The organism is Rubrivivax albus (genome assembly GCF_004016515.1).
Classification (GTDB): Bacteria; Pseudomonadota; Gammaproteobacteria; order Burkholderiales; family Burkholderiaceae_C; genus Rubrivivax; species Rubrivivax albus.
In genome coordinates this window covers 212,180-224,718 of record NZ_SACT01000002.1, presented here as the reverse complement: position 1 = coordinate 224,718, position 12,539 = coordinate 212,180, and the positions used below count along the sequence as shown (strand labels likewise).

9 protein-coding genes are annotated in these 12,539 nt (G+C 73.1%); 6 read left to right on the top strand and 3 right to left on the bottom strand.

The window, feature by feature from the left end; genetic code table 11:
- The first annotated feature begins 7 nt into the window (after positions 1 to 7).
- The 6 genes from paaC to ENE75_RS07220 all read left to right on the top strand — a co-directional run bounded on the left by paaC (position 8) and on the right by ENE75_RS07220 (position 7,167).
- The gene (paaC, locus tag ENE75_RS07245; RefSeq protein WP_128197326.1) at positions 8 to 781 is read left to right on the top strand and encodes a 1,2-phenylacetyl-CoA epoxidase subunit PaaC; all 774 of its coding nucleotides are present in this window, start codon (positions 8 to 10) and stop codon (positions 779 to 781) included.
- A 5-nt stretch (positions 782 to 786) separates the two neighbouring features.
- Positions 787 to 1,299 carry a 1,2-phenylacetyl-CoA epoxidase subunit PaaD gene (gene paaD, locus ENE75_RS07240; protein WP_128197323.1) on the top strand — a complete coding sequence of 171 codons (513 nt, stop codon included), beginning with the start codon at positions 787 to 789 and terminating at the stop codon, positions 1,297 to 1,299.
- 7 nt (positions 1,300 to 1,306) lie between these two features.
- Positions 1,307 to 2,386, top strand: a complete 1,080-nt coding sequence (paaE, locus tag ENE75_RS07235; RefSeq protein WP_128197321.1) for a 1,2-phenylacetyl-CoA epoxidase subunit PaaE — start codon at positions 1,307 to 1,309, stop codon at positions 2,384 to 2,386.
- Positions 2,387 to 2,888: 502 nt separating this feature from the next.
- On the top strand, positions 2,889 to 3,503 hold the full coding sequence (locus ENE75_RS07230) for a TetR/AcrR family transcriptional regulator (RefSeq protein WP_128197319.1): 615 nt from the start codon (positions 2,889 to 2,891) through the stop codon (positions 3,501 to 3,503).
- Complete coding sequence (gene paaZ, locus ENE75_RS07225) at positions 3,500 to 5,539, top strand: phenylacetic acid degradation bifunctional protein PaaZ (RefSeq protein ID WP_128197317.1); 2,040 nt, start codon at positions 3,500 to 3,502, stop codon at positions 5,537 to 5,539. Before ENE75_RS07230 ends, paaZ begins: the two co-directional genes overlap by 4 nt.
- Before the next feature lie 98 nt (positions 5,540 to 5,637).
- A complete protein-coding gene (locus ENE75_RS07220) occupies positions 5,638 to 7,167 on the top strand; it encodes a methyl-accepting chemotaxis protein (RefSeq protein WP_233258974.1) in 1,530 nt (509 codons plus the stop codon).
- Positions 7,168 to 7,176: 9 nt separating this feature from the next.
- Here the strand turns inward: ENE75_RS07220 and ENE75_RS07215 are convergent, their stop codons facing one another.
- The 3 genes from ENE75_RS07215 to ENE75_RS07205 all read right to left on the bottom strand — a co-directional run bounded on the left by ENE75_RS07215 (position 7,177) and on the right by ENE75_RS07205 (position 12,499).
- On the bottom strand, positions 7,177 to 8,100 hold the full coding sequence (locus ENE75_RS07215; RefSeq protein WP_128197314.1) for a DMT family transporter: 924 nt from the start codon (positions 8,098 to 8,100) through the stop codon (positions 7,177 to 7,179).
- A gap of 56 nt (positions 8,101 to 8,156) precedes the next feature.
- Positions 8,157 to 11,534 (bottom strand): BTAD domain-containing putative transcriptional regulator, encoded by a 3,378-nt coding sequence (locus ENE75_RS07210; RefSeq protein ID WP_128197312.1) that lies wholly within the window; start codon positions 11,532 to 11,534, stop codon positions 8,157 to 8,159.
- A 113-nt stretch (positions 11,535 to 11,647) separates the two neighbouring features.
- Positions 11,648 to 12,499 carry a PEP-CTERM sorting domain-containing protein gene (locus ENE75_RS07205; protein WP_128197310.1) on the bottom strand — a complete coding sequence of 284 codons (852 nt, stop codon included), beginning with the start codon at positions 12,497 to 12,499 and terminating at the stop codon, positions 11,648 to 11,650.
- Positions 12,500 to 12,539: the final 40 nt, after the last annotated feature.

Below are 12,539 nucleotides of genomic sequence, written 5' to 3'. Positions count from 1 at the left end.
GGTTGCCGTGACTGCATCGATCCGACCCGAACACCGCGCCGACGTCGAGTACCTGCTGCGCCTGGGTGACACCACGCTGATCCTGGGCCAGCGCCTGGGCGAGTGGTGCGGCCATGCGCCTATCCTGGAAGAGGACATCGCGCTGGCCAACGTGGCGCTGGACCTGATCGGCCAGACGCGCGCCGTGCTCACGCGGGCCGGCGAGATGGAAGACCAGGGTTTCGATGAAGACCAGCTGGCCTACCTCCGCGAGGAGCGTGACTACCGCAACCTGACGATGGTGGAGCTCCCGCGCGGCGACTTCGCCTTCACCGTGCTGCGCAACCTGTTCGTCTCGACCTGGCTGAAGCTGCACTGGGAGCGCCTGCAGGACTCGGCCGACGCCGAACTGCCCGGCATCGCCGGCAAGGCGCTGAAGGAGGCGCGCTACCACCAGCAGCACGCTGCCGACTGGGTGCTGCGCCTGGCCGACGGCACCGACGAGAGCCGCGCCCGCATCGACACGGCGCTGGCCGAGCTGGCGCGCTACGTGCCCGAGATGTTCACCGCCGATGCCGTGGACGCCGCGGCCGAGGCGGGCAAGCTCGGCCCGTCGCGCGCCGCGCTGCGCGAGGCCTGGGAGGCCGAGATCGCGTCCGTCTTCGGCGAGTGCGGCCTGACGCTGCCGGCTGCCGGCGCCTTCGTCAGCACCGGCACGCAGGGCGTGCACACCGAGCACCTGGGCCGCATCCTGGCCGAGATGCAGTACCTGCAGCGCGCCTACCCCGGCGGCGTCTGGTAACGGCCATGTGCGGCGCCGAAGTGGTCGATCGCGAGCGCGCCGCCTGGCGTGTGCTGGAGACCGTGCTCGACCCGGAGGTGCCGGCGCTGTCGCTGGTGGACCTGGGCATCGTGCGCGAGGTGCACGCGCTGGAGGACGGCCTGCAGGTGGTGCTGACGCCCACCTACAGTGGCTGCCCGGCCACCGAGGTCATCGAGCAGAGCGTGGTCGACGCGCTGGCCGAGGCCGGCTTCGGCCCAGTGACCGTGGTCACCCGCCGCGCACCGGCCTGGACCACCGACTGGATCAGCGACGACGGCCGGCGAAAGCTGCGCGAGTACGGCATCGCGCCGCCGGGCCCGGTGCAGGCCAGTGAAGGCGTGGCGATCCGCATCGTGCGCAAGACGGCCGCCGTGGCCTGCCCGCGCTGCGGCAGCACGAACACCGAGCGCCTGTCGGCCTTCGGCTCCACCGCCTGCAAGTCGCTCTACCGCTGCGTGGCCTGCCGCGAACCCTTCGAACACTTCAAACCCATCTGAGCTGCGCATGAGCACTCCGCTGTTCCACGACCTGACGGTGCGCGCCATCGAACCCGACACCGCCGAGGCGGTGATCGTCAGCTTCGACGTGCCGCCGCCGCTGCGCGAGACGTACGCCTTCACGCAGGGCCAGTACCTCACGCTGCGCAAGACCATCGACGGCGAGGACCTGCGCCGCAGCTACAGCATCTGCGCCGGCGTGGACGACGGCGAGCTGCGCGTGGGCGTGCGCAAGGTCGCCGGCGGGCGCTTCTCGAACTGGATCAACGAGAGCCTGAAGCCCGGCGACAGCATCGCGGTGATGGCGCCGCAGGGCCGCTTCTTCGTGCCGCTGGACGCGAGCGCGCGGCGGCATCACGTGGGCATCGCCGGTGGCAGCGGCATCACGCCCATCCTGTCGATCATGAAGACGGTGCTGGCGCGTGAGCCGCAGTCGCGCTTCACGCTGCTCTACGCCAACCGCAAGCTGGCCTCCACCATGTTCAAGGAAGAGCTGGAGGACCTGAAGAACCGCTACATGACGCGGCTGGTGCTGCACCACGTGTTCAGCGACGAACCCACCGACGCCGACCTGAACCACGGCCTGATGAACCGCGACAAGCTGGCGCAGTTCCTGTCCGGCCCGGTGCCTGCGGCCGGCATCGCCCACGCCTACATCTGCGGCCCGTTCCAGATGAACGACGAGGCCGAGGCCGCGCTGCTGGCCGCCGGCGTGCCGGAGGACCGTGTGCACATCGAGCGCTTCGGTGTGGCGCCGCAGGCCGGCGGTGCGGTGGTGCACGAAGCCAGGCCGGGCGATGCCGAGCAGGCCAAGGTGGTCATCATCCGCGACGGCCTGAAGCGCGAGATCGACTTCCACAAGGACCAGCCGAGCATCCTCGACGCCGCCAGCGCCGCCGGCCTGGAAGTGCCCTTCAGCTGCACCAGCGGCGTCTGCGGCACCTGCCGCGCCAAGCTGATCGAAGGCCAGGTGCGCATGGAGCGCAACTTCGCGCTCGACAAGGCCGAGGTGGCGGGCGGTTTCGTGCTCACCTGCCAGGCGCACCCGACGACCGAGCGGGTGGTGCTGTCGTTCGACGAGCGTTGATGGTGTGACGGCTATCGACCCGGAGCGGACGTTGGACCTTTGTCCCTTTGCATTGGCGCGGGCCTCGGAGGGCGGGCCTGGCCTGGCGCTCCTGTCCCCCGGCTCTCGCAGGGCGCTCGCCTCCTCCTTGACCTCGCGCCAGGCCAGACCCGCCCTCCGAGGCCGGACACAGCGGCGGTCCCTTCGCGTGGCGCCTGTGCCGTTCTGCAAGGCGGCGGCGGGTTGGCCTGTGGCGCGCATGAGAGCGCCGAGCATCGCAGGGCTCATGGCCGCGCGCGCCAGCGCGCTTCGTGAACTGACTCGCGGACGCCGTCCGAACGCAGCGAACGCAGTGAGCGAAGTGAGTTCGGCCGCGGGCCATGAGACCGAGAAGCGCAGGGGAGTCGGAGCGCAGCGGAGACCGCTCGACCTAAGCGCCACAGGCCAACCCGTCGTCGCCTTGCCGCCTCGGCCGTCGAGCGCGGCATCCAACGTCCGCTCCGGGTCGACAGGCGCCTGACCCTTGGCCCGAGGACGCGCCGCCACCTACGACGACCAGCGCAGCCTGATCCTGCAGCGGGCTGCGGAGCTGTTCGCGCGCCAGGGCTATGCCGCCACGTCGATGAACGCCGTGGCCGAGGCCTGCGGCTTCACCAAGCCCACGCTCTACCACTACTTCCGCGACAAGGATGCCCTGCTGGCCAGCATTTGCGACGAGCACGTGCTGCGCCTGCATGCCATGGCCACCGAGACGCTGGCGCTGAAGCTGCCGCCGGCCGACCTGCTGCGCGAACTCATCCACCGCATCCTGGCCGAGTACGCCGACGCCCAGCACGCCCACCGCGTGCTCACCGAGGACGTGCGCTTCCTCGGCCCCGACGACCAGGCCCGCATCCTGGGCCGGGAACGCGAGGTGGTGAAATGTTTTGCAGATGTGGTCGGCAAGTTACGGCCAGATATGCATAATAGTGCATTGTCCAAGCCCCTGACCATGCTGCTGTTCGGCATGATCAACTGGATGTTCACCTGGATGAAACCGGGTGGCGGCCTTGATCACGCCACGATGGCGCCCATCGTGGCCGACCTGTTCATCGGCGGCCTGGCGGCCGTCCACGTCCCGGAAAAGACCCTCGCATGAAGACCCTGCAGAGCTACATCGGCGGCCGCTGGCTCGGCGCCACGCCCGCCCAGACCCTGGCCAGCGCGCTTGACGGCAAGCCGGTGGCGGCCACGCACCTCGAGGCGCTGGACTTCGCCGAGGCCGTGGACCACGCCCGCCGCGTCGGCGTGCCGGCGCTGATGAAGACCGACTTCCAGCAGCGTGCCGCCATCCTCAAGGCGGTGGCCAAGCTGCTCATCGAGCGCAAGGAAGAGCTCTACGCCATCTCCGCCCACACCGGGGCCACGCGCACCGACAGCTGGATCGACATCGAAGGCGGCAGCGGCACGCTGTTCGCGTACGCCGGCGTGGGCAGCAACGAGCTGCCGTCGGGCAACCTGGTGCACGAGGGCCCGGCCATCCCGCTGGGCAAGCAGGGCCGCTTTGCCGGCACCCACGTGCTGGTGCCGCGCGGCGGCGTGGCGGTGCACATCAACGCCTTCAACTTCCCGGTCTGGGGGCTGCTGGAAAAGTTCGCGCCCACCTTCCTGGCCGGCATGCCCTGCATCGGCAAGCCCGCCACCGCCACCAGCTACCTCACCGAGGCGGCCGTGCGCATCATGCTCGACAGCGGCCTGCTGCCCGAGGGTGCGCTGCAGCTGGTCATCGGCGGCACTGGCGACCTGCTGGACCGCCTGGGCGGGCCCGACGTCGTCACCTTCACCGGCAGCGCTGACACGGCCGCCAAGCTGCGCGTGCACCCCAACCTGGTGAAGCACTCGGTGCCCTTCAACGCCGAGGCCGACAGCCTGAACTGCGCCATCCTGGCGCCCGACGTGACGCCGGACTCGCCCGAGTTCGATCTCTTCGTCAAGGAAGTGGCGCGCGAGATGACGGTCAAGGCAGGCCAGAAGTGCACCGCCATCCGCCGCGCCATCGTGCCGCGCCAGCACCTGGACGCCGTGGCGCAGGCGCTGCGCGCGCGCCTGGCCAAGACCACCGTGGGCAACCCGGCGATCGAGGGCGTGAAGATGGGCGCGCTGGCGCACCGCGGCCAGCAGGCCGACGTGGCCGAGAAGGTGGCCGCGCTGATGCAGGGCGCTGAGCTGGTCTACGGCGAGCGTGACGGTTTCAGCCCGGTGGGCGAGGGCGCGGCCGATGGCGCCTTCTTCTGCCCCACGCTGCTGCTGGCGCGCGACCCGATGGCCAGCGCCGCGCACGACGTGGAGGCCTTCGGCCCGGTCAGCACGCTGATGCCCTACGACGACCTGGACGAGGCGCTGGCGCTGGCCGCGCGCGGCCAGGGCAGCCTGGTGGGCACCCTGGTCACGCACGACCCGGCCACCGCCGCGCGGGCCATTCCGGTGGCCGCGGCGCACCACGGCCGGATGCTGGTGCTGGACCGCGAGGCGGCGCCGGAGTCCACCGGCCACGGCAGCCCGTTGCCGCTGCTCAAGCACGGCGGCCCGGGCCGCGCTGGCGGCGGCGAGGAACTCGGCGGCCTGCGCGCCGTGAAGCACTTCCTGCAGCGCTGCGCGGTGCAGGGCTCGCCGACGATGCTGGCCGCCGTCACTGGCGAGTACGTGCGCGGTGCAGCCCGCATCGAGACCGAGGTGCACCCCTTCCGCCGCCACTTCGAGGACCTGCGCATCGGCGAGAGCCTGACCACGCACCGGCGCACCGTCACCGAGGCCGACATCGTCGCCTTCGGCGGCATCAGCGGCGACTACTTCTACATGCACTTCGACGAGGTGGCGGCCAAGGACTCGGCCTTCGGCCAGCGCATCGCGCACGGCTACTTCGTGCTGTCGGCCGCCGCAGGGCTGTTCGTCTCGCCGGCACCGGGCCCGGTGCTGGCCAACTACGGGCTGGACACGCTGCGCTTCGTCAAGCCGGTGGCCATCGGCGACACCATCCAGGCCCGGCTGACGGCCAAGCGCAAGGTGGACCGGCAGAAGAAGGGCGCGGACGGTGTCGGCCAGGGCGTGGTGGCCTGGGACGTGGAGGTCAGCAACCAGCACGGCGAGCTGGTGGCGAGCTACGACATCCTCACGCTGGTGGAAAAGCGCGGCTGACTCCGGCGCGTGGCGTAGCGTTTGCCGCACCCGGCGCTCAAGTTCGCCGACGAGCGGGTCGATACGCTGAGACAACTGTCTCGGCTGGAGTGCGACCCATGCGTCTGCTACAACAAATCTTGGCCCTGGGCATCGTCGGTGCCGTGCTGACCGGCGTGGCCGGTGCCATCGGCATCGTGGCCTCCAGCCACATGGGCGATGCCCTGGGCGATGCCCTGGGCGCCGGCCATGCGCTGCAGGCCAGCCAAGCGGCAGACATGATGCACGACGCCATCCGTGGCGACGCGCAACTGGCGCTGCTGGGTTCCATTCAGAACCAGCCCGACGATGTGGCCGCCGCACGCGATGGCCTGAAGGACCACGCCGAGACGATGCGCAGTCAGCTGGATCGCCTGGCCTCGCTGCCCATCGACGGCACCGTCCGGGAGATCCTGGACAAGACCCGGCCGGCGGTCGAGGACTACGTGCAGACGGCGCAGTCGATGATCGACGCCGCCGGCTCCGGTGGCCCGGAGGCCGTCATCCTGATGCAGCCCCGCATGCAGGCGAGCTTCGAGGTGCTGGAGGAGGACCTCGAGGCCCTGTCCGACGCGCTGGTGGCCACCGGCACCGCGATGTCCGCGGCGGCGCAGGCCAGCGTGGACCGCACGCGCCTGGCCATCGGCGTGGCGATGGCGGTGTCCACGCTGGCACTGCTGGGCGCGGCGATGTGGCTGGCAGGCCTGCTGGTGCGCCCGATGCGGCATGCGGTGGACGCCGCCGAGCGACTGGCCCAGGGTGACCTGACCGCGCCCATCCAGCCACAGGGCAATGACGAGACGAAGGCGCTGCTGACGGCCTTCGCCCGCATGCAGGCCCAACTGGCCGGCATCGTGCGCGAGGTCCAGGGCAACGCCGACCAGGTGGCTGGCGCCAGCACGCAGATCGCGCAGGGCAACATGGACCTGTCCAACCGCACCGAAAGCCAGGCCAGCGCGCTGCAGCAGACCGCGGCCACGATGAGCCAGCTGGGTGACACGGTGCGCCACAACGCCGAGAACGCCGAGCAGGCGCGGCAACTGGCCGACGGTGCCGTCGAGGTCGCCGACCGCGGCGGTGCCGTGATGGCACGCGTGGTGGAGACCATGTCCGGCATCGACCAGAGCTCGCGCCGCATCGCCGACATCATCGGCACCATCGACGGCATCGCCTTCCAGACGAATATCCTGGCGCTGAACGCCGCGGTGGAAGCCGCGCGTGCCGGCGAGCAGGGCCGCGGCTTCGCGGTCGTGGCCGGCGAGGTACGCCAACTGGCGCAGCGCAGCGCAGAGGCGGCTCGCGAGATCAAGAGCCTGGTCACCGCTAGCGTCGAGCGCGTACAGGCTGGCACCGGTCAGGTCGACGAGGCGGGCCGCACCGTCAGCGACATCGTCACGGCGATCAAGCGCGTCAACGACCTGGTCGGCGAGATCAGCGCCGCCAGCCGTTCGCAGAGCGGCAGTGTGTCGGAGGTCGGCGCGGCAGTGGCCGAGATGGACCGCGGCACGCAGCAAAGCGCGGCGCTGGTGGAGGAAACCGCCGCGGCGGCCGCGGCGCTGAAGAATCAGGCCGAGTCGCTGGTGCGGGCGGTGGGTGCCTTCCGCGTCTGAAGCCGAGTCTCAGCCGCGGCGCGTGAGCAGCACGCGCACCGCGCCGAAGGCCACGCCCAGCCCCAGCACCACGGCCAGGATCCCGGCCACCTGAAGCCCACTGGGGATCTCGCCCAGCACCGGAATCCCCAGCACCGACGCCGCCGCCGGCACCATGGCGCCGAAGAAGCCGGCGCGTCCGCTGCCCAGCAGCGCCGCGGCGCGGCTGTAGGCCAGCAGCGCCACCAGCCCGGCGCCGAAGCCCTGCGCCAGCAGCTGCACGACGAGCAAGCCCGGGTCGGCCTCGCGCAGGCGCGACAGGTCGGCCAGCAGCAGGTAGGGTGGCGCGAACAGCGCCAGCGACAGCACGGCCACCACCGCGGTGACCTGCATCGGCTCCACCTGCCAGCGCCGTGACAGCGCCCCGAACAGGCCCCAGGACGTGCCGGCCAGCAGGAACATGACGTCGCCCAGCAGCGTGGCCCCGCCGCCGCCGTGCAGCAGGCCGTCGCCGCCGACGAAGACTAGGCCCAGGGTGACCATCGCCGCACCGATGGCGCTCTCGCGGCTCCAGCGCTGGCCCGCCAGCCACCAGCCCAGCGCCAGGCTGGCCAGCATCTGGCAGGCCGGTGCGATGACCACGCCATGCACCAGCGGCGCATGCACGAAGCCGCCCATGATCAAGAGGCTGAACCCCGGGCCGGCGAGCATGGTCAGCACCAGGCCGCGCTGCCAACCGAGCCCGCCCAGGTCGCGCCAGCCGCGGCGCCAGAGCCAGGGCAGCAGCAGCACGCCGCCCGGCAGGAAGCGCAGCAGCGTGAGATCGGTGGGGCTCAGCCCGGCCTTGACCGCAAAGCGTGCCAGCACGCTGTAGGCCGACCAGATCACCGCCGCCAGCAGGCCCCAGGCCAGCCCGGCAACGAAGGCCGGGCGGGCCGGGGTGTCGACGTTCATGCCCCGAGGCTATCAGCCGGCGCCAGCCGCCGCAGCGGCCCGCGCCTCGCCCGCGCTCAGGCCAGGCGGCGGTGGACCGGATGCGCGGCCATGAAGGCCAACCGGGCCTCGGCGCTGTCCAACGGCAGGCGAGCGGCCACCACCCAGGCCCGCCCCTGGGCACGCGCCGCGTCGGCCGCCGCCGCGTCGCCGGCCCGTCGCAGCGCCTCGGCCACCGCGGCCCAGGCCTCGCTCGGCAATTGCCCGGGGTGCAGGCCCAGGGCCAGCACCGGCTGCAGGGCCCGCGCGCGGGCCGGTGCCTGCGGATCGTCGAGCGCCAGCGCCACCTGCAGGGCCGCGACGGCCAGGGAGCGCGCCATGCCTGCGGCACCCGCCTCGTGCTCGCGGGCCGCCAGCCGGTCCAGCCGCGCCAGCGCGTCGGCCGGCGGGTCGAACGGCGCCCAGGCACGGTAGTAGTGGGCGTCGTCGCGCAGCGCCGGGTGCGTGCGGCCGATGGCGTCCAGCGCCGCGCGCTCGGCGCGGTCGTCCGCTCCGGTCCAGGCGCACCAGCGCAGGCGTGCCAACAGGCCGGTCAGGCGCACGCTCAGCGGTGCGTCGTCGTCCAGCGGCGGCAGCAGTGCGGCGGCCGCGTCGAACTGGCCCTGCCACAGGACCACGGTGGCCATCGTGTTGCGCAGGTTGCGCCGCACCGGGCTGTCCGGACCGTCCAGCAGCGGCATCGCCGCGGCATGGGCCAGGTCGAAGCGGCCGTGATGGGCGGCCGAGATCGCGTACACGCCAGCGCACATCAGCCGGTTGACGTGTGCGATGCCCATGGTGTCGAAGGCATCCAGCGCCTGCCCGGACGCCGACAGCGCGCCTCCGGCATCGCCCGTGAGCAGGGCGTAGACGGCCAGGTTGGAGGCGGCGACGGCGAGTTCGAAGCGGTCACCGAGGCGGCGCGCCAGCGTCAGCGTGCGCGCCTGCACCGCCGCGCTCTCCACACGCCGCCCGGCAGCGGCCAGCACATCGGCGAGCGTGCCCTGGGCGTGGATGCGGCGGCGCAGGTCGCCGTCGGCTTCCGCGCGCTCGCAGGCGGCCTGCAGCAGGTGCACACCGGCATGGGTGCGGCCCGTCCAGGCCAGGGTGCGGCCGTGCATCAGGGTCGCATCGGCGAGCAGCAGCGCGTCGTCGTCATCGATGCCGCCATCACCCCCGTCGTCACCCGCGCCGGCGCTGCCCTCGGCGAGGGCGTCGCACAGCGCTAGCGCCTCGGCGGCGGCGGCATCGGCAGCCTCGGCCCGCATCCGGCTCATCTCGAGCTCCGCCAGCAGCAGCAGAAGCCGCGCGCGCTGGGCCGGTGCGTGCACCTGCGCCAGCAAGGGCTGCAGGCCCGCTGCCACGGTGTCGGGGCCCTGGCGCAGCAGGCGCGTGGGCTGCGCGGCCACCATGACCGCCACATGCAGGCCTGGGTCGCCGGCGGACTCGGCGGCCGCCTGTGCGCGGTCGAAGAGTGCCAGCGCTTCGGTCAGCCGCCCGGTGCGCACCGCCGCCCGCGCGGCCTGCTGCCAGGCGCCGGCGGCCTCGTGCGCGGCGCCGGCCGCGTCCCAGTGCGGCGCCAGGCGGGTGGCGTCGACGCCCGGCTGCGTGGCCAGGGCGCGCGCCAGCGCCAGGTGCAGGGCCTGGCGTGCCGGCTGCGGCAGGCCCGTGAGCACGGCCTCGCGCACCAGGTCGTGGGCCAGGCCATCGTCGCGTACCAGCTGCGCCGCGGCCAGGGCCTCCCAGTCGGCGGCCAGGTCGACCAGCCCGCGGTCGAGTGCGCTGCAGGCCAGGGGCAGCGGCGCCGGGCCGCCGGCCACGGCCAGCAGCTGCAGCAGCCGACGCGCCGGCTCGGCCAGGCGCGCGATGCGCCGGGCCACCATGGCGTCGACGGCGGGCGCCGGCGCGGGGGCCGCGCCCGTGGCCTGGGCCATCGCCAGCGTCTTCAGCGTCTCCAGCACGAAGAAGGGCTGGCCGCCGGTGTGGCGGAGCAGGTGCGTCGGCAGCGAGGCGTCGGCCGCCAGGGCCGGCGGCAGGTCCAGCGTGGGCAGCAGGCAGCGCAGGTCGTCTTCGCGCCAGGCGTCCAGGCGCAGCGGCTGTACACGCAGGGAGTCACCCAGCCACCGCGGCAGCGCGCTGTCCGCCGGCGTGCCTTCGTCGGGCCGGGCCGCGAACACCTGGCGCAGCGCCGCCAACGCCGGGTCGGCCAGCTGTGCATGCAGGAGCTCCAGCGTGGCCGGGTCAGCCCAGTGCAGGTCGTCCCACACGAGGGCCGCCAGGCCGCGTTCCATGGCGGCCCGCCAGGCTGCGCCGACCGCAGCGTGCAGGGCCGGTTCGTGGGCCGGCGCGGCGGTCGGCGGGCCCAGGCGCGGGAGCATGCGGGCCAGCTCGGACTGGGTCTCGGCCGCCAGCGTCGGGGCAAAGCGCGTCAGCGCGTCGTCGAGCGCATGCGCCAGCGTGGCGTAGGGCCGCGTGGCATCACCGGGCCGGGCCCGCACCCGCAGCACGCCGGCGCGGCCGGCCACGAAGGCGTCCAGCAGGCGCGTCTTGCCCATGCCGCCCGCTGCCAGCAGCAGGCTGGCGCGGCCGTCGGCCCAGGCGGCGGCCAGCGCGGCCAGCGCCGCCTCGCGGCCGATCAGCACCGGCGGGTCCAGCAGGCTGGGCGGCAACGCGGGTGGCGGTCCGCCGGTCGGCGCGGTGCCACGGGTGTCGTGCCGGGCGTCGTCCCGTTCGATACGGGCGAGCAGGGCGAGGGTCTCGGCCGAGGGGCGCAACCCCCACTCATGGCAAACCTGCTGCTCGAAACGCTCGAACGTGGCCACCGCCGCCGCGCGGTCGGCACGCTGCCAGTGCAGCCGCATCAGGCGCCGCCAGGCGTGTTCGGTGGCGGGCCAGGTGGCGACCAGGCGCTCGGTCAGGTCGATGGCCTCGGCGACGGCGCCACGCTCCTCCAGCGCCTCGGCCTGGCCGGACAAGGCCTCCGCCTGGCGTGCACCGAGCGCGGCGCGCGCCTGGCGCAGCCAGTCGTCGAAGGCCTCGAAGGCGCTGAAGTCGGTGCCGGCCAGCAGCACGCCTTCGGCCGCCAGCGGTTGTGCATGCACGTCCACGCGCACACCGGGCTGCAGGGACAGCGTCTGGCCGGCCTCCACCAGGGCATGCCCGCATTCACGCCGCAGCCGGAACAGGCGCTGGCGCAGGCTGAGGTTGGCATGCGCCTGGCTCACCGCATCGGGCCACAGCCAGGCCGCGGCCCGGTCGCGCGCCACGCTGCCGTCGATGGCCAGCAGGGCCAGCAGCGCTGCATCCCGCGGGGCCAGCGGCCGGGGCGGGCCGTCGTCGCGCGCCCACTGCGGGGTGCCGAGCAGGGTGATCCGTATCTCGTCCGAAGGAGGCGGCGCCGTGGGTGACCCGGGCATGCCGGGATGATCCCACGGGCTCCGCGGGCCGCCGTTGTTGCGCCGCGTGTCAGGTCGACCCGGCGCGGCGGCGCGTGCTGCCTGTCACGGCCAGACCCGGGCCTGGCCGGCGGTCAGGCCTCTCGGCGGCGCGCGCGTGCGCGCAACGCGACCAGCCCCAGCGTCATCAGGACCAGCGCCTCCGGTTCCGGCACCGCGGCCACGGTGTCGTGGAAGCGCATCGTGTAGGCCCAGCCGTAGGCGTAGCTGTCCTGAAAGTCGCTCTGCACGAAGTCGAAGTTGCTCAGGCGGTAGCGGCCGGCGGCGAGCACGCCACCGAAGCTGTACGGCGAGAGCGCCGTGATGCCGGGCAGACCGACCCCGACGTAGACGCCGGTGCCGTCGTCCCGCGCCAGGGTCAGCGGCATGTACTCGCCAAAGCTCGAGCCCGACAGGGTGTAGGCCGTGGTCTGGTCGAGCGTGAAGAAGACGTTCTGCAGGTTCCAGACGCGGACCTCGCGGGTGCCCGGCGTGCCCGGCGCGATGGCCGGGCCATAGACCTCGGACCAGAGCGTCGAGCCGTGCCCGCCGGCACCCGTCAGCACGGCGTCCCCGGAGTCGTTGGCGACGCCGTGTTCCTGCCAAGTGTGCCAGTCCAGCATGAGGGCGGCGGCCCACTGGCTTTCCGCCGCGTCGGCGCGGCCGCTCCCGGCGATCTCGAGCCGGCCCGGCGTCAGCGCCACCTGCACCGTCGCCGGGTCGCCCAGGCTGCCATCGAAGCTGCATTGCTCGAAAGTGTCGGGAAACGGCAGGCCGGCGCAGGGCAGGTTGGCGTCGACGACGGCAACGCCGGCGTAGGCCGTCACGGCCAGCGTGGCCGTGCGCTGCTCGACCTGCAGCGTGCTGGCGGCCCACGCCGGCATGGCGGCCAGTGCAAGGGCGGCGGTGAGTGTGGTGGCGAAGGCCGGAGAGCGTTGCGCGGGCATAGGGCTCCGAAGCTGGGGCAGACGATGGCCGCGTTGTACG